Raw genomic sequence first — 20590 nt, 5'->3', positions numbered from 1 at the left:
CGATGACTGAAGAGATGACGACGGCGGACGCCGATTCCCCGGTGGTTGAGCCCGCCGAATCCGCGGCCATGCCGGCAAGCTCCATGGGTAGCGGCGTCACCCCCCGCGACACGTTTGTGGACGGCGCCGCACTCTTTCCCGGTGATACCGGTGTGCTGCCCATGAAGGTCCGCCAGGCCCTCGTGAAGCTGCTGAAGGGCCCGTACGTCGACGGCGGCCGGGACGAGAAACTCTGGACAACGCTGCTGGACAACCAGCTGATCCTGCGCAGCCGGCTGTCCGAGCTTTTCCTCACGCTGCAGCTGGACCACGAGCGCAAGATCGCGGTGCTGCGTCCCGTTGACCCCGAGGCGATCGGCGGCAGTGCCCGCTCCAGCATCCTGCGCCAGCAGCGTGCCCTGAGCCGGGTGGAAACGATCGTGCTGCTGCGCCTCCGGCTCCTGCTGGACCGCCACGTCACGGCGCAGACGGACCCCACCATCACCCGCGAAGAAATCGCCGAACTCGTGGCGCACTACCAGCCGGCCGGCCAGCAGGACGCCCTGCGCGACTCGGACGTGGTGAACCGCGCGATCACCAAGCTCCTCGCCCGCCAGCTCCTGCTCACCACCGGCCTGGACGACGTCTACACCATCTCCAACGCCCTGCCCCTGGCCCTCCCCTTCGACAACATAGGCGACATCCCCGCCCAAATCGAAGCCCTGATAGCCGCCACGGCAGACCCGTCAGGGACAGAACCACTCATAGAACTCGACGCCGACCGCTCCGTCAGTGACGAAGAAGCGGACAGCGACGAAACACCGGCCACGGGCGGAGAAGCCAAGTGAGTATCGCAAGCATGCTCCCGCTGGGCGAGGTCGTTAACCCGGGCCAGATGCGCCTGGCCCTGGTGCAGGTGGTCAACTGGGGAACTTTCCATGGCGCCCACACGATGCACGTGGACCGCAACGGCACCCTGCTGACAGGCAACTCGGGTGTGGGCAAGTCGACGCTGTTCGACGCCATGCTGCGGGTGTTCGATGCCCGGCCGCGCTCCAACGAGGCAGCCGCGCAGCGCTCGGGAGCCGTGGAGGACAAGCGGACCACGTTCACATACATGCGCGGCAAGGTGGGGGACAAGGCCGTCGGGGAGGGCTCGGCCAGCGCGTTCCAGCGTCCCGGCGCCACCTGGTCCGCCGTCGCCCTGACATTCGACAACGCGGCGGGCACCAGGGTGACGGTGTCGGCGCTGTTCGACCTGCCCAAGAACGGTACGGAGTCGAGCGTCGGCCGGTACTACCTGATCGACACCAGGCCACTGGACCTCGCCGCGATCGAGGGCATCGCCGAGAAGCGCTTCACCAAGGCTGCGCTGGAAAACATCTTCCCCGACGCCCAGGTTTTTGATGTCCATAAGGCGTTTGCGGAGCGGTTCCGCCGGCTCCTGGGCATCAACTCGGACCAGGCGCTGCCCCTGCTCCGCGTCATCCAGGCCGGAAAGGGCCTGGGCGGCAGCGTGAACACGTTCTTCCGAGACCAGGTGCTGGACGCGCCGGCCACCCTGGCCGCGGCGGACGACGTCGTCGAGGAATTCAGCAACCTCATGTCCATCCGGCAGCGGCTCGAGGATGTCCGGCAGCAGCGCGACCAGTTGGCCCCCGTCCCGGCCCTGAACAGGGAGTACGCCCAGTCGCTGCTGGACGCGAACCGGCTCCGCGAGCTCGCCGGCGAGGAGTTCGAGGCCTACCGGCAGCAGCTTGCCGTCACCGTGCACGAGAAGACGCTGGCCCGCTTCAAGGCGCTCGCCCAGACGAAGGCCAAGGAGCTCGCAGCGGAACGCGGCGTCCGGGACGGGCTGGCCAAGGAGCTCCGGCAGCTGGAGGCGGACTACAACAACCAGGGCGGCAACGCCATCTCCTCGATCGAGCAGTCCCTCGAGAACGCCCGGGTGGGCCTGAAGCTCCGCCAGCAGGTGGAAGAGGCGGCCCGGCAGGCGCTGGCGGACGCTGGCCTGGATCTGGAGTGGACGGCTGAAGGCTGGGAGCAGGCCCACGAGCAGGCTGCCACCCGCTCGGCTGAGCTGAAGGATGACTCCGCGGCCCTGCAGGAGCTCCGCTTCGAGGCCTTCGACGCCCATGCCGCGAAGAAGCGCGAGCATGCCGCGGCCGAACAGGAGCTTGTGTCGCTGAAAACGCGCAAGTCCCTGCTGCCGCCGTCGAGCATTGAAAACCGGGCCGCGATTGCGGCGGCCACCGGCGTACCCGAGGAGCAGATGCCGTTCGGCGGCGAGCTGATCGACCTTGCCGAGGGCCAGGAGCAGTGGCGACCCGCCGCTGAGCGTGCGCTGCGGAACCTGGCCACCACGCTGCTTGTTCCGGGCAAACATTTCGCGGCAGTCACCCGCTACCTGAATGACCACACGGTCCGCGGCGCCCTGCGCGCGGTGGACGTCTCCAAGCCGCTCGCCGGGGCAGCGCTCGCGGTGGAGGACGTGGCCGACGGCGACCTGCTGACCAAGCTGGACATCCTCACCACCGGGACAAACGCAGAAGCCGGGATGTGGATCCGTGAGCGGATCGCGCTTGACTTCGCGTACCCGTGCGTGGCCAACCCCGACGAACTGGCGGCCCTGGACAAGGGCCTGAGCCTGGGCGGCGTGGTCAAGCGCAACCGGCACACCGTGGAGAAGGACGACCGCTTCACCAGCCGCCAGGACTACGTCCTCGGGTTCGACAACGCCTCCAAGCTGGAGCTCGTGGCCGGGCAGGCGGAAGACCTGCGCCAGGAACTGGCGAAGGCGGCGCAGCTGGCCCAAAGCCGCGAGGAATCACACCAGGGCCTGTCACGCCAGCTCGAGGCCCTCCGCAGGGTTGCCGAGGACGACCGCCCGTGGGAACAGGTTTCGGCGGCGGTTGCTGCAGACGAGCTAAGCAGGATTGAACAGCGGCTCAAGGACGCCCTCGCCGCCCAGACCGACCTCGAACCGCTTCGCGCCAACATCGAAGCGGCCCGCCAAAAGCACCAGTCCAGCACCGAGGCCGCCGCCGTGCTGCAGAGCGAATACAAGGCACTGGACCAGCAGCTCACCGCCTCCGATTCGCTGCTGGAAGCCGCACGTACCCGCCTGAACCAGGCCCCGCCGTCGGACTCCACCACCGCAGCGCTGGCGCCCTACTTCGCCGAGTTCGCCGACGTCACGGAAATGCACGAACTGGACAACCTCGCCGGCCGGGTGCGGACCCAGCTGCTCGGTGACCTGCACGGTGCGGAGTCCCGCGCCCAGGCCACGTCGGAGCGGCTCACCCGGATCTTCGAAGGGTTCGTCCGCGACTGGGGCACCGCCATTTCGGCCGACCACGGCACGTCCATCGGCGCCGTCGGCGAGTTCGAGGCCCGCTACCACGCGATCATCAATGACGGGCTACCCGCGCAGGAGACCGAATTCCGGCAGTTCTTCAACCAGCGCACGCACGAGTCGTTCAGCACCCTGCTCCACCTGCTGGATGAGGAGCGCCGTTCCATCACCAGCAGGATCCTGCCGCTGAACGGAATCCTGTCCGAGGTGAATTTCCACGAAGGCAGCTACCTCGAACTCGACATCAAGCAGACCCTGCCGGCCACGGCCAAGCAGTTCAAGGACGCCATCCAGAACGCCCTGAAGACCCGGCACACCCGGCACGGCAAGACGGAAAACGCCCATGCGGGCCAGAATGACGACGCCGAACTGACCGCCCGCTACAAGTCGCTGGAGACGCTGGTAAAGCGGCTGGGGTCGCAGACCCCCGAGGACCGGCGCTGGCGGGCCGAGGTGCTGGACGTGCGCGGCCACCTCTTCATCCAGTGCAAGGAGCACCGAGAGGTGGACGCCCCCGGGAAGAAGGGCGGCAAACGCACGGAAGTGTTCATGCATGCCGACACGGGCTCCATGTCCGGCGGTGAGCGCCAGCGGTTCACCGCGTTCATCATGGCGGCGGCGCTGAGCTACCAGTTGGGCATCGCCGAGCAGGGCTTCACCACGTACGGCACGGTGATGATGGACGAGGCTTTTGTGCTGGCTTCCGAGGAGTTCGCCGGCGCGGGCATCAAGGCGCTGCATGAGTTTGGCTTCCAGCTGCTCCTTGCGGCACCGGAGAACGTCATCGACCTGTCCCGGCACCTGGGCTCGGTCACCGAGATCCTGCGGGACAGGCGAACCAACCGCTCCGGCGTGCTCACCGCCCCTGTTATCACCCCGAAACCGGGAACAGCAAGGCAGTGGCGGTCCGAAGCCAATCCCGTGGATATCGTGCTGCGCTAGTCCGTGACGCTTTGGTGCGGTTCATAACAAATCGATGGATTTATTGCGACGGCACTAGTGGCGGGCTGTTTTGGCGTGCCACTGTGGTGACTCCACCAGTCTTCGCCACACGCTCCACAGGGTCAGGGCATTCCCACGCGGCGGGCAAGAGCAGCCCCTTGCGAGCTTGACGGCGTCATCATGAAAGGCACCACCATGCGCCCTGCGTTCCGCGCCCCCGTCGTCACTGCCCTTGCCGCCGCCGCCCTCTCCCTGGCCGGCTGCGGCGCCATGGTTGCGGCGGCTCCGTCGTCGTCCTCCCCGGCCACGTCCGCGACCGCGTCGGCTTCACCGACCCCGTCAGCCTCCGCCGGAGGCGGCGCGGGGGCCGGCGGTGCGGCGAATCCGGGTACCTCGCCGTCGCCGGCCCCGGCTGCCGACGTCAAGACGTTCACGTTCCCGAACGGCCACGTGTCCTTCAAGTACCCGGCCGACTGGAAGGTTGAGCTCTTCACCGGCTCCGGCTCGCCGTCGGACTCGGCCACGGCGACGGTTGTCGATGCCGGCGGTACGAAGCAGGCCACCGTGTATTCCGGGCGGATCGCCGACGGCGTATCCCACCCGGTGACCCGCACAGTCTTCGAGTCCGCACCCGTACCGGGCCTCGCGGCGCAGCCCGCGCCTGCCGCCCAGTACGCGTTCTATGTGGACCGGATGGACAGCAACGCGACCTACCGCATGCACCTGGCGGCAGGGGCCCCCAAGTCAGGACAGGGCACCGCGCTTGACGGCATCATCCGCGCCGGCGACGGCGTGATCGTGGCGGACGTGCAGTTCATCGAGAAGCCTTTCGCCAATGATGCCGCGGCCAAGTCCTGGCTGGCAGGCGCCGAAGGGCAGGCCCTCAAGGCGCTGCTGCTGAGCATCTCGTATCGTTAACCCGACTCACTGCTGATTGAGTGGTCCGCTGGTTGAGCTTGTCGAAAACCTTTGGGTTTCGACCAGCTCAACCAGCGGTTCTGCGTTTGGGGGCGTTTAGGAGTGTGCGGCTGTGCAGGCGTCGATCTGGGTCTGGACGATTCCGCCGTAGTAGGCCACCAGCTCGTCAAAGTCCCAGCCGTCGAAGAGCCCCAAAGTCCGGACCGTTTCGCCGAACCCGGTCATCAGCGCGGTGACCGTCGAGGCATAGCGGCGGTCCGGCGTCGCATCGCCGATCAGCTTGGCGATGCTGCCGAGGTAGCGTTCGCGCAGTTCGTTCCGCGACGCGTCGGGGTCCGGGGCATCGTGAACATTGATCGGAATCATGGCCCAGGGTTCCTGCATGCCGCGTTCCCGCCGCATCAGCACGCGGAACACCAGCGCGCCGCCGAGCTCGGACGCCGGGACGGTCAGTTCGGTGAGCAGCGACTCGTCCGGCTGCACAGCAGCGAACAGCTTGGCCTTGGAGATGAACAGTTTCATCACCAAGGCCGCTGAAACCCCGGCTTCCGCAGCGATGTCGCGGACGGTCACGGCCCGGTAGCCGCGTTCGCCGAACAGCCGCCCGGCCGCGGTGAGAATGGATTCCTGGCTGGGGCTGCTCATGCCCGCACCGGCTCCCCGCCGGTCCGGCCCGCGGCGGTCCGCTCTGCGCCGGTCCGCTGGGGGAGGTGTTCGGCTGTAAGGTCCACGGTCACGGACCGGTTGTCGACGGCGAGCTTCCGCGCCACGGCTTGATGAGTCACGGGATGAAGCATAGTCACTATGTAGCGTCCGGCGGCGGGCAGCGGAAGTGTGTACACGCCGTCGTCGTCCGTCCTGGCGGTGCCCACGTGCTCGCCGGTGGCGCGCAGCAGCGTCACCACGGCGCCGGCCACGGGCCTGCGGCCAATGGCTGCCCGGCCGCTGATTTCCAGCCGCTCGTGCAGGAGGAAGTTTTGCTTCAGCGTGCGGCCGTCGAAATCGAAGACCTCCGCCATCGGCGCCCAGCCCGCAGCGTTGGCCACCACGAGGTACTTCCCGGCACCCGGCAGCGCCACGGAATAGTTGCCGTCGGTGTCCACCCGGCTCCAGTCCACCGGCTCGCCCTCAGTCTGGAGGACGGTAACGACGGCGGGCGTGAGCGGGCGGTGGTCGGGTGCCAGGACGCGCCCCTGCACCACCAGCTCTGCTGCCGCCGGCGCAGCGGGGCGGTGGGTGGTGATGCGGGGAATGAAGATGGCTGCCAGGACGGACGCGGCGGACGCCAGCGCGGCCATCCAGAACACATCCCTGAAGGCATCGAACGAGGGCAGCCGGGCGGCGCCGAGCGGAACGGTGACCGAGGTGAGCACGGCGGCGACGGCGGCGCTGGAAGTCGACGTGCCAATGGAGCGGACCAGGCTGTTCAGGCCGTTGGCGGAGGCGGTCTCCGTGATCGGGACGGCTCCCATGATCAGCGTTGGCATGGCGGCATAGGCAATGGCCGTGCCGACGCTCACCACCGTGGAGCCGATGATCACCCACGTGATGGAGTCGTAGAAGAACACCCGCCCCACGTACCCGACGATCATCACGCCGGCACCGGTCATCAGGGCGGACCGGCCGCCGAAGCGCCGGATGATGCCGCCGGACACCGGGGCGAACACCACCATCGCCAGTCCGGAGGGCACCATGCAGAGGCCGGCGGTGATGACATTCAGTTCAAAGCCGTAGCCGGTGGCGAGGGGAAGCTGAAGCTGCTGGGTGGTCAGGAGCATGTTGGCGAACATCGCGAAACCGATCAGCAACGACGCAAGGTTGGTCATCAGGACCGGCCGCCGCGCCGTGGTGCGAAGATCCACCATGGGCTGGCCCACCCTGAGCTCGTAGGGAATCCAGACGGCCAGCAGCAGCGCGGCCGCGAGGAATAACAGGAGCACAGGTTCCGAGCCCCAGCCCCAGGTGCCGCCCTTGGAAATGGCCAGCAGCAGCGATCCGAGTGCACCGGAGAGCACCAGCGCGCCCGCGTAGTCGAAGCGGCCGGGGGTGCGCACCTTGGATTCCGGCACCACGAGCACCACCGCCAGCAGCAGCAGCGTCCCGGCGGCCGCGGAAACCCAGAAAATTGAGGTCCAGCCGAGGCTTTCATAGAGGAGGCCGGCGAGCGGCAGGCCCAGGGCGCTGCCGATGCCCAGGGTGGCGCTCATGAGCGCCACCGCGGAGCCCATCTTTTCCTTGGGCAGTTCATCGCGCATGATGCTGATGCCCACCGGGATCAGCGACGCGGAGAACCCCTGAAGGGCCCGCCCGATGATCAGCCACAGGAAGGTCCCGCCGAGGGCGGCCATCACCGAGCCGGCCACCATGATGGCCAGGCAAATGACCATCATCTTCCGCTTGCCGTACATGTCGGCGCTGCGGGACACGATCGGGGTGGCGACGGCGCTGGCGAGGAGCGTGGCGGTCACCAGCCAGGACGCGTCGTCAGGAGTGACGGACAGGATCCGCGGAAAATCGGGCAGCAGCGGCACCACGAGGGTCTGCATGAGTGCCACGAGTGTGCCGCTGAGCGCCAGGACTGTGGTGATCGCGGACGGGCTGCGGGTTGGCTTCGGGGCAGAGGGTGCTGTCATGTGCGGCGGGCCTTTGTGGGGACGGCGCCCGGAATGAGGGTGAACGGGCGTTTACCCTTCGAGTGAACCATTGTTCACCCCTGGCTGGCAAGGCGCCGGGGCGTTAGTCCTGCCACTTCGGGCAATTACGTGACGCAAACCTTTCGTAATCTTCGGAAGGATAGGCTAGCCTTACTTGGGTTCGCTTCATTCACCTAAGGAGTTCCGTGACTTCCCCCCTCTTCCCCGGCCGGTCGGCCGTTCCCGGCGGTTCCGCTCCCGCTGGCACAACGCGCCTCTCCCTCCTCAAGACCGCCGGCAAGGCCACCGCCGTCCTCGCCGCCGCGGCTCTTTCCCTGACTGCATGCTCCACCGGTCCGGCCTCCACCGCTTCGGAAACCAGCGCCGCATCGTCCGCCAGCGCCCAGTTCCCGGTGACCATCAAGCACGTCTTTGGTGAAACCACGATCAAGGAGCAGCCCAAGCGCGTCGTCACCGTCTCGTGGGTCAACGACGACGTTGCAATCGCGCTGGGCGTGGTCCCGGTGGGCGTGCCCAAGAACGAATGGGGCGGCAACGCCAAGGGCTCCACGCCGTGGAAGGACGCCGCGCTGGAGAAGCTCGGCGCGGGCTTCGGTTCGGACAAGGCGCCGGTCCAGTTCTCCGAGGCCGACGGCATCAACTTCACTGAAATCGCCAAGCTCAATCCGGACGTCATCCTGGGTGCCTACTCCGGCCTGACGGAGGAGGACTACAAGAAGCTCAGCGAAATCGCTCCCGTGGTTGCGCATCCCGAGCTGGCCTACGGCACGTCCTGGCAGGACTCCACGAGCATCATCGGCAAGGCTCTGGGCAAGGAAGCCGAGGCCACGAAGCTGATCGCCGACACCGAAGCCACCATCAAGGACAAGGTCTCCGCCTACCCGCAGCTCGCGGGCAAGAGCTACATCTACGGCAACCTCGAGCCGGCCAAGAGCGACGGCGTGAACGTATACACCGCCAACGACAACCGCCCGCGCTTCCTCAGCGAGATCGGCATGAAGCTCGCCCCGGTGGTGGAGGAGAACTCGAAGGGGTCCAAGGAATTCTTCATCCCGTGGTCCGCCGAAAAGGCCAACGAGCTCGAGTCCGACATTTTCGTGACCTGGGTTCCGGACGCCAAGACCACCGAATCCATCAAGGCCGACCCGCTGCTGGGCCAGATCCCGGCCATCAAGAACGGCGCCATGGTCGCGGACTCGGACAACACGCTCACCCTGTCCATCTCGGCCTCCTCGCCGCTGAGCCTGCCGTGGTCGCTGGACACGTTCCTGCCGCAGCTGGCTAAAGCCGCAGACGCGGTCAAGTAAGCCCGGTCACGTAAGCACCCTTTGATGACACCGAGCACGACGCCGGCCCCCGCCACCCGGTCCGAACGTACACTTGGGGCCCCTGCGGCCGCAGCCATGGGGCCCCGACTGTCCGTTCGCGCCCAGCCTGCGCGCAAGGTCCGCGGGCCGCGCACCGCCTGGCTGCTGGCCGCCGTCGTCGTGCTCGTTGTTGTCTGTTGCGCCTCGCTTGCCGTCGGCGCGCGGGGCTTGTCCCTGGAAACCGTGTGGCAGGCCCTGTCCCAGTTCAATCCGGCGGACGGCGACCATGCCGTGGTGCACGCCCGGATCCCGCGGACCGTGCTGGGCCTGCTCGCCGGTGCGGCGCTGGGCCTGGCCGGGGCCGCCATGCAGGGCGTGGCGCGCAACCCGCTGGCGGACCCGGGCATCATCGGCGTCAACGCCGGCGCCGCCCTGGCCGTGGTCACCGGAATCTACGTCTTCGGCGTCTCTTCCCTGACCGGCTACATCTGGTTCGGCTTCATCGGCGCGGCCGCTGCCGCCGTCGTCGTTTACCTCATCGCGTCCATGGGCCGGGACGGCGCGACGCCGGTCAAGCTCGCCCTGGCGGGCGCCGCCCTGAGCGCGGGGCTGTTCTCCCTCATGAACGTCATCCTGGTTTCCAGCCAGGACACCCTGGACCGCTTCCGGTTCTGGCAGGTGGGCGGCATTGCGGGGCGCGACTGGTCCGTGGTGCTGCCCGGCCTGCCGTTCCTCATCGTGGGTGCACTGATCGTGCTCCTGGCCGGACGGGTCCTCAACAGCCTGGCGCTCGGCGACGACGTCGCCCGCGGGCTGGGCCAGAACGTCGGGCTGGCGCGGGCAGTCACCGCGCTGGGCATCGTCCTGCTGTGCGGGTCGGCGACCGCCCTGGCCGGCCCCATCGGATTCGTGGGCCTCGTTGTCCCGCACGCCGTCCGCTCCCTGACCGGCCCCGACTACCGCTGGATCCTGCCGTTCTCCGCCGTGCTTGCGCCGGCGCTGCTGCTCGTTTCCGACGTCGTGGGACGCGTGATCCTGCTTCCCGGCGAGGTTCCGGCCGGGATCATGACGGCCCTGATCGGCGCTCCTGTCTTCGTGTGGCTGGTCCGCCGCGGCAAGGGGGCAGGCCTGTGACTCCGAAGGCCCCCATCCCCCTGCGCGAACGGGCAGATAATGCCCGCAAAACCCCGGAAACCGGGCATTATCTGCCCGTTCGCGCTTCGAACCACAGGCGGACTGTGCTGAACCGGCGGCTGGTGAACCGGACGGCGGTACTGGCCGTCGGCGTCGTGCTTTTGCTGGCTGCCAGCATCCTGCTGGGCAGCTACACCGTGACCATCCCCGACTTCTTCAAGATCCTCGCCGCCCACTTCACCGGCGGCGAGAAGATCCCCGGTGCCAGCTTCATCGTGATGGAGGCCAAGCTGCCGCGGGCGGTCATCGGCACGCTGATCGGCCTGGCCTTCGGGCTCTCGGGCGCGCTGTTCCAGACCATGCTCCGCAACCCGCTGGCCAGCCCGGACGTGATCGGCATCAGCTACGGGGCCAGCGCCGCAGCCGTCCTGGCCATCGTCGCGTTTGGTGCCTCGGGTGCTGTGGTGTCCGGTGCTGCCCTCGGCGGTGCGATGGCTGTGGCGGCGCTGATCTACAGCATTTCCCGCAGCGGATCCCTGGGCCTCGGAGGCGGCAGCCGCGGGAACGCCGCCGGCAGCCGCCTCATCCTCGCCGGCGTCGGCATCGCCGCCGCGCTGCACGCCATGGTCAGCTTCCTCATGACCCGGGCCGACATCCGCACCGCCGCGGAGGCGCTGATCTGGATCAATGGCTCGCTCAACTCCGCCAGCTGGGACCGTGCGGGCGTGCTGGCCCTGACGCTGACGGTCCTGGTTCCGGCCGCCGCCCTGCTGGCCGGGCCGCTGCGCATCCTCGAACTCGGGGACGACGCCGCCGCGGGACTCGGCGTGCGGGTGGGTGCCACCCGGCTGGGTCTGGTGCTCACCGCCGTCGCGCTGGCGGCAGTGGCGACGGCGGCTGCCGGGCCGGTTGCATTCGTCGCCTTCCTTGCCGGGCCCATCGCGCGCCGCTTCACCGGCCGCTCCAGCCTCCCGGCGTCGGCCCTGGTGGGCGCCCTGATCGTCCTGGCGGCGGACTACTTCGCCGCCAACATCGCCCCGCTGCTGCTGGACGGCACCGTCCTGCCGGTCGGCGTCGTCACCGGCGCCCTCGGCGCCCCGTTCCTGCTGTGGCTCCTGGTCACGTCCAACCGAAAGGATGCCTGATGGCTGTTCTGCAAGCCCGGGACCTCACGCTGCAGTACGATCAGCGCCGGGTCGTGGAAAACCTCACGGCGGAGATCCCCGAGGGCAGGGTGACCATGATCGTGGGCGCCAACGCCTGCGGAAAATCCACGCTCCTGCGCGGCCTGTCCCGGCTCCTGAAGCCCGCCGGCGGCACCGTCACCCTCGACGGCAAGGACATTCACTCGCGCCCGGCGCGGGAGCTGGCCCGCACCCTTGGCCTGCTCCCGCAGCACCCGACGGCGCCGGACGGCATTACCGTCCGGGACCTGGTGGGCCGCGGGCGGTACCCGCACCAGGGCTTCTTCCGCAGCTGGTCGGAGAAGGACGACGCCGCCGTGCAGCGGGCGCTGGAAGCCACCGAAACGCTGGAGCTCGCCGGGCGGAACGTCGACGAGCTCTCCGGCGGGCAGCGCCAGCGGGTGTGGATCGCCATGGCGCTCGCCCAGGAAACGGACGTGCTGCTGCTCGACGAGCCCACCACCTACCTGGATCTGGCGCACCAGGTTGAGGTGCTGGACCTGGTCACCGACCTCAACCGCCAGCGCGGCACCACCGTGGCGATCGTGCTGCACGACCTGAACCTTGCCGCGCGTTACGCCGACCATGTCATCGCCCTGAAGGCCGGGCAGATCGTGGCCGAGGGCGCATCGTCCAGCGTGATCACCGAGGAGTTGGTCCGGAACGTTTTCGGGCTGGAATCCCGGGTGGTCCCGGACCCGGTGTCCGGCACCCCGCTGATCATCCCCCTCGGCAGGCACCACGCTGACCCAAAAGTTTCGACCACGACCCTGGAGATGGCCTCATGAGCGCAGCACAGAATAGTTCCGCCCGCACCCCCGTCACGGACCGTCCCGGCCTCGCCACCGAGCCGATGACCCTGGCGTTCGATGTCACTGTCTCGGCCGTGCAGGAGCTGAGCCCGAACTTCCGGCGCGTGACGTTCGGCGGCTACTCGCTGCGCGACTTCGGTGTCCACGGGGACAGCCTGGACCTGCGCATCAAACTCATGATCCCGTCGCTGTCGCCGGAGGGCAGCCGGATTCCGCTGCCGAAGTTCCGGATGGAGGAGAGCGGCTGGTACCAGGAGTGGCTGGCCATGGATCCGGCCACGCGGGGCTCCATGCGCACCTACACCGTCCGCCAGTCCCGGCTGGACGCCGTCTACCCGGAGATCGACGTCGACTTCGTGATGCATTTCGACGCCGACGGCAACGGTGGTCCCGCGGCGAACTGGGCGCTGACGGCCAAGCCGGGTGACGCCCTCACCCTGATCGGGCCGAACAACCGGGCGGCGCACTGCATCACCGCGGAAACGTATTCGGGCATCGAATGGCGGCCGGGCCTGGCCGGGCGTGTGCTCCTGGCCGGCGATGAGACGGCTGTCCCCGCGATCAGCGCCATTCTCGAACGCCTGCCCGACTACATGACCGGGCACGCCTTCCTGGAAGTGCCGGAGGCCGGCGACTTCCTGGACCTGGAAACGGCGGCCGACGTCGAAATCACCTGGCTGGCGCGCGGCGCCTCGATCGGCAGGTCCCGGCCGCACGGCGAACTCCTTCAGGAAGCGGTCAGGGCGGCCGTCCCCGTGCCGGGCTGGGTGGGCATCAAGTCCGCCGAAGCCGCCGGTCCGGAACCCGACGACGTGAACGTTGACCAGGAGATCCTCTGGGAAACCCCTGCCCGCCTCGACGCCGCCGCTGTCAGCGCCACAAAGAACCCCGACAAGCCCGCGGGTGCCTTGCCGTTCTACGCGTGGATCGCCGGCGAGGCGGGTGTCATCAAGGAGATGCGGCGCTACCTGGTCCGCGACGTCGGGATCGACCGGAAGCAGGTGGCCTTCATGGGCTACTGGCGCCAGGGCAAGGCCGAGCTCTGACCCCGGACGCTCCCTCACCTTTTGCCGCCTGAGCCGGGACGCTTCCTCAGGTTTCGTCGCTTCAACCCGGACGCTCTCTCACTTTTGGCTGGTTTTCCCCCAACGCTCTCTCACCAGAAAACCAACGGTGAGAGGGCGTTTAGAGGATTTGCAGGAACTGAGAGCATCGGTGTTCATCTGGGGTTTCCCTGGATGTTGCCCCGTGTGTGTAGTTTGCCGGGGTGGGTGTCTCTCCATTGCTTCCCGACCGGGGCCGGCGGGTGTTTGTCGCCGTCGGGGATTCCTTTACCGAAGGCGTGGGCGACCGGAGTTCCCGGATGCCGAACGGCGTGCGCGGCTGGGCGGACCGCGTGGCGGAGAAGCTGGCGAAGGCAGAACCCGGCTGGCATTACGCCAACCTGGCGATCAGGAGCAAACGGCTACGCCATATCGTGGATGAGCAGTTGGAGCAGGCGATCGCCATGGAGCCCACACTCATCACCCTCTATGCCGGCGGCAACGACATCCTGGACTTCGGCACTGACATGGATCAGCTCCTGGCCCAGTACGAGGAAGTGGTGGCCCGGCTGGCGGCCACCGGCGCCACCCTGGTCCTGTTCACGGGGTTCGACGTCAAGGTGTCCGCTGTGCTTGAACCGCTGAAGAAGCGGAACACTCTATACAACCGGCGGGTCCGTGAGCTCGCCGCCAAATACGGGGCTGTGCTCGTGGACTACTGGTGTTTCGAGGCCTTCCATGACCGCAGGATGTGGGACACCGACCGGCTGCACATGTCCAAGGCCGGGCACAAATACCTCGCGGCGCAAGTTCTGGACCACCTGGGTGTGCCGCACAAGATCAGCCTCAAGGAGTGGGAGCCGCCAGCCAGGACGACGCTCCGCGACTGGGAGCGGCGGCAGCGGCGCTGGGTCAATGACTGGGTGCTGCCGCTGTTTGGCCGCAAGCTCCGAGGCGTCACTCTGGGCGATAGCCTTAGCCCCCGCTGGCCGCAGCCGGTGAAGGTTCCGCGCAAAGGCGGCCTGAAAAAGCTGATGGAGCCGCGCGACTAGTCCAGCAGGTTCTCGAACCCCGGTGCAGTGCGGTTTGCGGCGAATTCAATGACGTCGAAGTCGGCTACGCCGTGCACGTTGAACGGGTCCTTGGCCAGTGACTCGTCGAGGGTCGGACGGTCGGCCCTGGAGAGCAGCACGCCGCCCGTGCGCGGAACCTTGCGGCCGGCGGCGATGAAGACGCCTTCGTCGAAGGCATCTTTCAGCCAGTCCACGTGGGCATCCAGGTGCTGGTCCACGATCTCTTGGGCAACTTTGTAGGTGAGGGAAACTACGTACATGACCGCCAGCCTACCGCCAGAGCCCTGGCCGCCCGGCGACTCGCCGCCGCGGGAACCTGCCTTGAACCGTCAAGCGTTAGTTCTCCTAGGATGGAGTAATGACCGAACCGCGCTGGCTGAACGCCAATGAACGCCGGGCCTGGCTTGCCCTGCTGAGCATCAACACCATGCTGCCCGCGTCGCTCGATACCCAGCTGCATGCCGCCGGCAAGGTGTCGCTGTTCGACTACAACGTCCTGGCGATGCTCTCCGAGGCCGAAGGCCGCTTCCTGCCGATGAGCGAACTGGCGGCACGGACCAGCGCCTCCCTTTCCCGGCTGTCCCATGTGGTCACCAAGCTCCAGAACCGCGGCTGGGTGGAACGCCGGCCGCATCCCGGAGACGCCCGGGTCACCACCGCGCACCTCACCGAAGAGGGCATGTCCACCATCGTGGAGCTGGCGCCGGGCCACGTTGAATCCGTGCGCTCGCTGTTTCTCGATGCCCTGACTGAGCGTGATGTTGCGGACCTCGCCCGCATCGGCGAAAAAATTGTGGCCCGCCTGGACAGCAACCACTGGATCCTCCGCGAGCGGCAGCAGTAGCACCGCCCAGACGCTAGCGGGACCGCGGACGGACCAGTCTTGGTTGCTCCCGGCAACGGGTGGCAGACTTGCTCCCATGGATTTCACGGCCCGCTACGTTGCCCTCGGAGATTCCTTCACGGAAGGAGTGGGCGACGACGACCCGACGCGGCCCAACGGGGTCCGCGGCTGGGCTGACCGGGTGGCGGAGCAGCTGGCCTTGGCCGACCCCGGCTTCGGTTACGCCAACCTCGCCATCCGCGGCCGCAAGCTGCGGCAGATCCTGGCCGAGCAGGTGGACGCCGCCATTGCGCTCAGGCCCACCCTGGTAACCCTCTACGCCGGTGCCAACGACATTCTCCGCCCCAAGATCGACATCGACGACCTGCTCGCGGACTACGAAAAAGCCGTCGGGAAGCTCGCGGCCACGGGCGCCACCGTGGTGCTGTTCACGGGCTTCGACGCGCGGGGCTCGAAGGTCTTCGGCACCATGCGGGGGCGTACGGCCATCTACAACGAACTCGTGCGCGGCATCGCCGGGGACCACGGAGCCCTCCTGGTGGACTACTGGCGCTTCAACGAATACTACGACTGGGGCATGTGGGCCAGAGACCGGATGCACATGTCCGCCGCCGGCCACGCCAACATGGCCAAGCGCGTCCTGACGGTCCTCGAACACGAGCACTCCATCGAGGTTCCACCCATGACCCCTGTCCCGGAGCTGAGCAAGGCGGATGCGCTAAGGGCCAACGCCCGCTGGGTCCGGGAATTCGCCGCGCCGTGGGTGGTCCGGCGGGTCACGGGCAAGTCCTCCGGCGACAACCTTCAGCCCAGGTACGCCCAGCTCACCCGGCTCTAGCTCACCCGGCTCTAGCTCACCCGGATCCAGCTCACCCGGCTCCAGCTCACCCGGCTCCAGGCGGGCAAGCCAAACTACCGCCGGAATCCGCCCGTCGCCAGCAGCTCGCCATTTGCACGCACGGCCAGCGCCTCGATGTCCCACATGGCGGTGGCCCGGTTGAGCATCGGAACCCCGCCGGCTACGATCGCGGTTGCCAGAACATCGGCGGTGACCACGTCCACTGCAGCGACGGAGACCTGCCGGAATTCCGCGGTTCCGGCCGTGACGCTCCAGATATGGTCCCCGCGTTCAGCAGAGCCGGAGGTGGCCAGCGCAACGCGGGTCCCGCCGTCGGCCGTCTTTCCAACCGGCGAACAGGGCGCCGCCCCGCCCAGCGGGAAACCGGCCAGCAGGGTCCTCCGGTCCGCCGGATCAACAATCCCCGCCCGCCACGGCACATCGGTACCGGGATTGGGGGAGCCGCCGACCAGCACGTCCCCGCCGGCGTTCAGGCACCAGTTGGCCATGCCGAGCGCCAGCAGCGACATGCCGGCTTCCCTGATGGCGTGCCCCTTGACGATTCCGGAGAGATCCAGCGCCCCGTCCGGACGTTCCGGCGTGAACGCACCCTCCGTGAGGAGCCTCCACTCGGCCGCCTCCTCATATCGCGCCCGCATTTCCCCGGAAGCCTCCGGCAGGGCGAGCTCGCCGCGCACCAGCCTGCTCGCCTCTGAATCGGGGCGGTAGAGGCTGAAGATGCTGTCCAGTTCAGTGAAAAGGCGTTCGACGACGGCGGTTGCCGCTTCCAGCTCATCCGCCGCTGCCTGGGGTGCTTTGTGCGCGTCCGCAGAGACGGTCAGGCTGATGACGGTTCCCATACAGGTGAAGGTCCGGGCCCGGAGCCTTGGTTCAGAGGTTTGCTGCATCGAGGGCTGCCTGGAGAGAGGTGAGGTAGGCGTCGCTGGTCACGGTGGCTCCACCCACGGTCTGCACGTCAGCGGACTGTGCTTGGAGCACCTCGCTGCGGAGAATGGGGGCGGCGTAATTGCTGATCTGCACGGACCGGCCCTCGGCGTCGGTGAGTTTCAGGGCCGTGACGTCGGTAATCTGCCCAGCCTTCACGGTGATCTGGACCTGCACGGTGCCGAAGCGGGTCTGGACCACATCGCCGTCGTACGTGCCGCCGGCCTTGGCCGCGGCACCCGCGGCTCCCGCCCCGCCGGATGCGCCCGCCGTTCCGGAGCTGTCCGTCGTCCCGGACGACGCCGCGGATCCCGACGACGCGGTGCCGCTGCTGTCCGTGGTGCCCGCCCCGGAAGCCTGGTTTCCCGTTGCTGCAGCCGCAACCGCGCTGCGGGTATCGGCCACATGGACACCTGATTGCCAGCCGACCAGGAGGATGCCGGCCGAAGCCAAGGCGGCTGAAACTGCTGCTCGGATTCTCACCAGTCAAACCTTTCGTGATGGAGCTGATCCTCATCGACGCCAGCGGCGCGGGCTGCGTTCAGGACGTTGCCCGCCCAGCGCGAGGGACCGCAGACATAGACATCGGCGTGGGCGATTTCCGGAACGTAGTCCGCCAGCGCATACCCGGCGAGGTGCTCTGCGGCCGGAAGCCAGCTGTCAGGTGAGCCGGGGTCCCGCCCGCCGGTCAGGTGGAACAGGGTGGCGCCGCGCTGCCGGCACAGTTCGAGGATTTCCTCGCCCAGATAGAGCTCCTGGCTGCTGTGCCCGCGGAGCAGAACCGTCGCCCGGCCGGGGTCGAAAGGAGTGGTCTCCAGGAGGGCCCGCAACGGCGTAATGCCGATGCCGGCGCCGATCATGACCACGCGGTCCTTGCTGCGCGCCGCGGAGCTGAAGAGCCCGTACGGCCCTTCTATGGCGACCCTCGTTCCGCGCCGGAGCCTGAGCAGTTGCGCCGAGCCCCGGCCGAGACCGCGAACCGTGACCCGCAGCCGCCCCTGCCCGTCAGGTCCGGTCCGCACGGGCTCCGCAGACAGGCTGAACGGATGCGGATGCCACCACAGCCCCGGGGCGAGGAAGCGCCAGATGAAGAACCGCCCGCCGTTGCCGGCCAGCGAACCGAGCTGCAGGCCGCTCATTTCGATATTGACCACCCCGGGAGCGACGGAGGTGACGCGCTCAACCGTGAGCTGATGCCTGAAGGTTGCCCGCACCGGCAGGATGATCCGGTAGTACAGCAGGGCGGCCCCGGTGGCGATGCAGATAACCAGCCAGTACCAGCGCTGCCACGTGCCTGCGGCGAACAGCCCGCCCACGCTGAACTGGTGCGGCAGCGACGTGAGCACAGCTGCGTAGGTGAGCAGGTGCACGGCGTACCAGAATTCGTACGGGAAGCGCCGGCGGACCGCCACCAGGGACGTGACAACAACTGCGATGAAGAGTGCCAGGGAGATGAACGCGAGCCACATGTCGGGTACCAGCACCCAGAGCGCCACAGCCTCGCTGACCGGATCAAGCCCTTCTGCCATGCCGTAGCCCACCGCGATGAGGAGCCCGTGCGCCAGTAGCAGGTACAGCGAGGGTTTCCCGAGTTTCCGGTGAAACTCCAGCGCCCGGTCATGCCCAACCGCGCCGTCGATGAACGGAATCCTGGCGGCCAGCAGCAGCATGAGCAGCACCAGGTCCATGCCGGCAAGGCCGGCAACAATGCCCAGCGCCGTGACCAGTCCGGCAGGCGAGGACGCCGCCGTCAGGCCGCCGTCGGCAAGCCAGAGAGCAACCGAGGCGGCCAACGAGGACCATGCCGTCACCGGCAGGGCATCGGCGCGGACAAGTCTGCCCCGGTGCTGTCCGGCGAAGCGGCCGGTCTCCCGAACCGGAGCAGGCCGGCGGTCCGGACGCATCGGGGTGCCGGTCCCGGGGGAGGGCAAGAGCTGTGTGTTCATGGCTCAACATTCCGCTGCGAGCCTTTGACTTTGCTGTGAAGAGCCTTCTTTCCGGATATGTCTTGCCAGGAGGCCCGCTCGACGGCGGGGCGCGGCATCTGAAGAGGGGCGGGCCGCTCTGCGGCGACCGTGACGGCACCGCGCGGGGGCGCCGGGCCATCAAGATCCGGGGCTGCTCTATAACACCGTTCCCCGCTGGATTGGTCTTTAATTCGCGTGTCTCGTAGACTTGGTTGGCGCTAGGTGGCGCGGAGCGTGTGCAATTGCTCCGGTTTGCGGTGGCTGTTGGCAGTATTCACAGCCCCGGAGGCCGGTAGTTAGGGGCTCAAGTTGCGTGCATTCCTGTATTCGCCCAGTATCCCGGCACGTCGCAGTGGCTTCCACTGCCAGGTGTTCGTGGCTCACCGTATTCCGCCGCAGTAAACCCGGTTCGCCGGTGTCGAAACGAGCGGATGCGTGAAACTGGATGCGGACGCCGCCTGCCGCACGGTGAAGCAGAACTCTGCCCGCCGTTTCATTCATTTTTCAGAGGAGAGTCGTCATGGCAGCACACTGCCAGGTGACCGGAGCCGAGCCGGGCTTTGGACACAGCATTTCGCACTCGCACCGCCGCAACAAGCGCCGGTTCGACCCGAACATCCAGAAGAAGCGCTACTGGGTTCCGTCCCTGCGCCGTAATGTCACTCTGCAGGTCTCTGCAAAGGGCATCAAGACCATCGACGTACGCGGCATCGACGTTGTCGTCGCCGACATCCTGGCGCGAGGAGTGAAGCTCTAGTGGCAAAGGACAAGGACGTACGTCCGATCATCAAGCTCAAGTCGACCGCGGGCACGGGTTACACCTACGTAACCCGTAAGAACCGTCGTAACGACCCGGACCGCCTGGTCCTGAAGAAGTACGACCCCAAGATCCGCCAGCACGTCGAATTCCGAGAGGAGCGCTAAACACATGGCTAAGAAGTCCAAGATTGCTCGCAACGAGCAGCGCAAGGTCATCGTTGAGCGTTACGCTGCAAAGCGCCTCGAGCTGAAGAAGACCCTGGTTGACCCGAACGCGACTGACGAAGCACGCGAAGCTGCACGCCTCGGCCTGCAGAAGCTGCCCCGCAACGCCTCCCCGATCCGTCTGCGTAACCGCGACATCATCGATGGCCGTCCGCGCGGTACCTTCCAGAAGTTCGGTATCTCCCGTGTTCGCTTCCGCGACATGGCTCACCGCGGTGAGCTCCCGGGCATCACCAAGTCTTCCTGGTAATCCAGCACCGCTGATTCCAGCTGCCTGAGGAGGGCCGGCGACCACATGGTTGCCGGCCCTCCTTTGCGTTAAACCGCCCTCGTTCGTGGCGACCGTCGCCGGGTGACGCACCACACATCATTGAATTACGGCGTCGACCCCCCGCCTTTTCGGCGCTTGGTGCCTGCTTTTCCCCGGAATGACGGGGTTTTCGCTGCAATCGGAGCTGGTTTGCACCCGCACCCCGAACCGTGTAAAGTCATTCGAGTCGCCGCCGCTGAAGCGGAAAGATAGCGACCGACCCCCATTCTGACAGCCTGAAAAACGGTGCACTTAGCGGTGTGCCGGACACGGGCCGGGGACCTTCCTGCAAGCGGAAACC

20 protein-coding genes are annotated in these 20590 nt (G+C 67.5%); 14 read left to right on the top strand and 6 right to left on the bottom strand.

What is annotated here, in order from left to right; genetic code table 11:
• Positions 1-2: 2 nt before the first annotated feature.
• The 3 genes from ARGLB_RS02620 to ARGLB_RS02610 all read left to right on the top strand — a co-directional run bounded on the left by ARGLB_RS02620 (position 3) and on the right by ARGLB_RS02610 (position 5194).
• The gene (locus ARGLB_RS02620) at positions 3-827 is read left to right on the top strand and encodes a DUF4194 domain-containing protein (RefSeq protein WP_003798580.1); all 825 of its coding nucleotides are present in this window, start codon (positions 3-5) and stop codon (positions 825-827) included.
• Positions 824-4276 carry an ATP-binding protein gene (locus tag ARGLB_RS02615; RefSeq protein WP_003798577.1) on the top strand — a complete coding sequence of 1151 codons (3453 nt, stop codon included), beginning with the start codon at positions 824-826 and terminating at the stop codon, positions 4274-4276. The genes ARGLB_RS02620 and ARGLB_RS02615 overlap by 4 nt, the downstream gene beginning before the upstream one ends.
• A 180-nt stretch (positions 4277-4456) precedes the next feature.
• A complete protein-coding gene (locus ARGLB_RS02610; RefSeq protein WP_003798575.1) occupies positions 4457-5194 on the top strand; it encodes a hypothetical protein in 738 nt (245 codons plus the stop codon).
• A 96-nt stretch (positions 5195-5290) separates the two neighbouring features.
• Here ARGLB_RS02610 and ARGLB_RS02605 read toward each other — a convergent pair whose 3' ends face one another.
• Both ARGLB_RS02605 and ARGLB_RS02600 read right to left on the bottom strand, forming a co-directional pair.
• Complete coding sequence (locus ARGLB_RS02605; RefSeq protein WP_003798574.1) at positions 5291-5839, bottom strand: TetR/AcrR family transcriptional regulator; 549 nt, start codon at positions 5837-5839, stop codon at positions 5291-5293.
• Complete coding sequence (locus tag ARGLB_RS02600) at positions 5836-7827, bottom strand: MFS transporter (protein ID WP_003798572.1); 1992 nt, start codon at positions 7825-7827, stop codon at positions 5836-5838. Before ARGLB_RS02600 ends, ARGLB_RS02605 begins: the two co-directional genes overlap by 4 nt.
• A gap of 206 nt (positions 7828-8033) precedes the next feature.
• Here ARGLB_RS02600 and ARGLB_RS02595 point away from each other — a divergent pair, with 206 nt between their 5' ends.
• The 6 genes from ARGLB_RS02595 (at position 8034) to ARGLB_RS02570 (ending at position 14380) form a co-directional block, all read left to right on the top strand.
• Positions 8034-9155 carry an iron-siderophore ABC transporter substrate-binding protein gene (locus ARGLB_RS02595; RefSeq protein ID WP_003798571.1) on the top strand — a complete coding sequence of 374 codons (1122 nt, stop codon included), beginning with the start codon at positions 8034-8036 and terminating at the stop codon, positions 9153-9155.
• Between the two features lie 24 nt (positions 9156-9179).
• Positions 9180-10289: a FecCD family ABC transporter permease gene (locus ARGLB_RS02590; protein WP_003798570.1), complete on the top strand. Its 1110-nt coding sequence runs from the start codon at positions 9180-9182 to the stop codon at positions 10287-10289.
• Between the two features lie 119 nt (positions 10290-10408).
• Positions 10409-11434, top strand: coding sequence for a FecCD family ABC transporter permease (locus tag ARGLB_RS02585; protein WP_373279083.1), 1026 nt, complete (start codon positions 10409-10411; stop codon positions 11432-11434).
• Positions 11434-12261, top strand: a complete 828-nt coding sequence (locus tag ARGLB_RS02580; protein ID WP_003798568.1) for an ABC transporter ATP-binding protein — start codon at positions 11434-11436, stop codon at positions 12259-12261. The genes ARGLB_RS02585 and ARGLB_RS02580 overlap by 1 nt, the downstream gene beginning before the upstream one ends.
• On the top strand, positions 12258-13331 hold the full coding sequence (locus ARGLB_RS02575) for a siderophore-interacting protein (protein ID WP_003798567.1): 1074 nt from the start codon (positions 12258-12260) through the stop codon (positions 13329-13331). Before ARGLB_RS02580 ends, ARGLB_RS02575 begins: the two co-directional genes overlap by 4 nt.
• Before the next feature lie 221 nt (positions 13332-13552).
• Entirely contained in the window at positions 13553-14380 is an 828-nt protein-coding gene (locus ARGLB_RS02570) for an SGNH/GDSL hydrolase family protein (protein ID WP_043417756.1), read from the top strand.
• On the opposite strand, the gene ARGLB_RS02565 is transcribed toward ARGLB_RS02570, so the two are convergent.
• On the bottom strand, positions 14377-14661 hold the full coding sequence (locus ARGLB_RS02565) for a YciI family protein (RefSeq protein WP_003798565.1): 285 nt from the start codon (positions 14659-14661) through the stop codon (positions 14377-14379). The genes ARGLB_RS02570 and ARGLB_RS02565 overlap by 4 nt on opposite strands.
• Positions 14662-14759: 98 nt before the next feature.
• Here ARGLB_RS02565 and ARGLB_RS02560 point away from each other — a divergent pair, with 98 nt between their 5' ends.
• The gene (locus ARGLB_RS02560) at positions 14760-15245 is read left to right on the top strand and encodes a MarR family winged helix-turn-helix transcriptional regulator (protein ID WP_003798564.1); all 486 of its coding nucleotides are present in this window, start codon (positions 14760-14762) and stop codon (positions 15243-15245) included.
• Positions 15246-15321: 76 nt separating this feature from the next.
• Positions 15322-16083 carry an SGNH/GDSL hydrolase family protein gene (locus ARGLB_RS02555; RefSeq protein WP_003798563.1) on the top strand — a complete coding sequence of 254 codons (762 nt, stop codon included), beginning with the start codon at positions 15322-15324 and terminating at the stop codon, positions 16081-16083.
• Between the two features lie 74 nt (positions 16084-16157).
• On the opposite strand, the gene ARGLB_RS02550 is transcribed toward ARGLB_RS02555, so the two are convergent.
• Genes ARGLB_RS02550 through ARGLB_RS02540 form a run of 3 tightly spaced genes read right to left on the bottom strand, consistent with a single transcriptional unit; the run spans position 16158 to position 18974 of the window.
• Positions 16158-16943 carry an FAD:protein FMN transferase gene (locus ARGLB_RS02550; RefSeq protein WP_003798562.1) on the bottom strand — a complete coding sequence of 262 codons (786 nt, stop codon included), beginning with the start codon at positions 16941-16943 and terminating at the stop codon, positions 16158-16160.
• Between the two features lie 31 nt (positions 16944-16974).
• The gene (locus ARGLB_RS02545; protein ID WP_043417755.1) at positions 16975-17511 is read right to left on the bottom strand and encodes an FMN-binding protein; all 537 of its coding nucleotides are present in this window, start codon (positions 17509-17511) and stop codon (positions 16975-16977) included.
• A complete protein-coding gene (locus tag ARGLB_RS02540; protein WP_003798560.1) occupies positions 17508-18974 on the bottom strand; it encodes a ferredoxin reductase family protein in 1467 nt (488 codons plus the stop codon). Before ARGLB_RS02540 ends, ARGLB_RS02545 begins: the two co-directional genes overlap by 4 nt.
• A gap of 541 nt (positions 18975-19515) precedes the next feature.
• Here ARGLB_RS02540 and rpmB point away from each other — a divergent pair.
• From rpmB to rpsN, 3 genes are read left to right on the top strand one after another with little or no spacing between them, the layout of a single operon-like run.
• Positions 19516-19752 (top strand): 50S ribosomal protein L28, encoded by a 237-nt coding sequence (gene rpmB / locus ARGLB_RS02535; protein WP_003798559.1) that lies wholly within the window; start codon positions 19516-19518, stop codon positions 19750-19752.
• Complete coding sequence (rpmG, locus tag ARGLB_RS02530; RefSeq protein WP_003798558.1) at positions 19752-19919, top strand: 50S ribosomal protein L33; 168 nt, start codon at positions 19752-19754, stop codon at positions 19917-19919. Before rpmB ends, rpmG begins: the two co-directional genes overlap by 1 nt.
• Before the next feature lie 4 nt (positions 19920-19923).
• Positions 19924-20229 (top strand): 30S ribosomal protein S14, encoded by a 306-nt coding sequence (gene rpsN / locus ARGLB_RS02525; RefSeq protein ID WP_003798555.1) that lies wholly within the window; start codon positions 19924-19926, stop codon positions 20227-20229.
• The last annotated feature ends 361 nt before the right edge of the window (positions 20230-20590 follow it).

Source organism: Arthrobacter globiformis NBRC 12137, from assembly GCF_000238915.1.
Taxonomy (GTDB): Bacteria; Actinomycetota; Actinomycetes; order Actinomycetales; family Micrococcaceae; genus Arthrobacter; species Arthrobacter globiformis.
This window is presented reverse-complemented; position numbering and strand designations above follow the sequence as displayed.